General features: G+C 26.0%; 1 protein-coding gene and 1 pseudogene. Both read right to left on the reverse strand.

Annotated features, from left to right (window positions below):
• Positions 1-1152, reverse strand: a 1152-nt coding sequence (locus V7014_RS26655; protein ID WP_335512070.1) for an AAA family ATPase, incomplete at its 3' end; no start/stop codon positions are given.
• Positions 1145-1445, reverse strand: a pseudogene (locus tag V7014_RS26660) (hypothetical protein); the annotation flags it as partial. The pseudogene V7014_RS26660 and the gene V7014_RS26655, both read right to left, overlap by 8 nt.

Here is a 1445-nt window from a genome sequence, read left to right on the forward strand (position 1 = left end):
TAACTCTTTTTCATTCACTTGAATATTGTTTAAAATTGTAGAGTTTAGTTTTTCTATTTCTAATTTCTTTTTCTCATAATCTGATAAGCCTTTATATAAAGTATCCCTCTTTGCATCAATATCCTGTATAAGGCTCTTATTCTTCTCTAAATATAGCTCGCGTTCTACTTGCGAAGTGACTTTTAAATTTTCTTCATTTAATTCATTTAAGTATGTATTATAAGTTTGCTTAATTGTAAAGTTATTAAGCATTTTTTTTCGGCTCGGCAATAATTTTTGTTCTATTTTATCAAGTTGTATTCGGAATTTCGAATAATTTTCATTATATTCATTATAAAATTGCTCTATTTCATTTAGATGGGTATATTTTTTCAGATATAATAATTCTTTTTCTACTTTAGATTTAGAACTATTATCATATAACTCTTTATAATTATTATTATCAAAAAACAAAATCTTCTCGTTTTGATAACTATTAAATTCTAAAATCTGTTTTTCTAAATCCTGTATTACACTTGGCGATAAAGATAACTCTATAATTTCGCCCCTGATTCTTCGGATTTTCGATTTCAAATTTATATTGAATTTTTCAATTTCATTAGTAAATAATACGAGACTAATATATTTTTCACTTTCTTTGCCAGAGTCCCAAAATACACTTAAAGCTTGATATCGTTCTCTAGAATTTTGAAATCTTAAAAACTTATCAATTTGATGATGCTTTAACATGTTTTTTTCTACAAATTGTTTTTTATTAATATCTGATTTGAAAATACCTGTCGAATCTGTATTTCCAGGACGGTAATCTGACTTTTGTCTACCGTTCAATTTTTTAGTCTTCACTTCTATATAATCTTTGTTTGTTAAGTTAATTTTTACTAATCCATTTTCTAAACTACTATCTGTATTTCTTAAAATTTTCCCCTTCTGTTTTTCTGCAATATCATGGACTTGATTATTATCAGAAATTCGAGAAATTGAACCTGTCAAAGCCCATTCAATTGAATCAAATAATGTAGTTTTCCCAGATCCATTTGGAGCATAGATTACGACAAGGTTTGCTGCTTCACCATCTACATTAAAATCAAATTTTTTTTTATCCTTATATGCTCTAAAAGCTTCTAACTCTATACTCTCTATCTTTTCAGACATTACCTTCCACCTCCAGATATTCTAGTATAGCTGTCTTCAAATATTTATTAGCTTTTTTTATATCAGTTAATCGATTAGACGTATAATCTATGATAAATTTTTCTAAATCTTTGTCTCTACTAGTTATAATAGAATCTATACTATCTATGAAATAATCGTCTTTATTTCTTTTTATATTCAATCTAAATAACTTATTATTTACAGCATGAATTTTATCTCCATTAAAAGTACTTTTATTAGTGCATTCTATAACAATCTTTCTCGTTGCATACTTATCTTGTTCTATACTATAT

The sequence above is a fragment of the Bacillus sp. JJ722 genome (assembly GCF_036963345.1).
In the GTDB taxonomy this organism is placed as follows: domain Bacteria; phylum Bacillota; class Bacilli; order Bacillales; family DSM-1321; genus Bacillus_AD.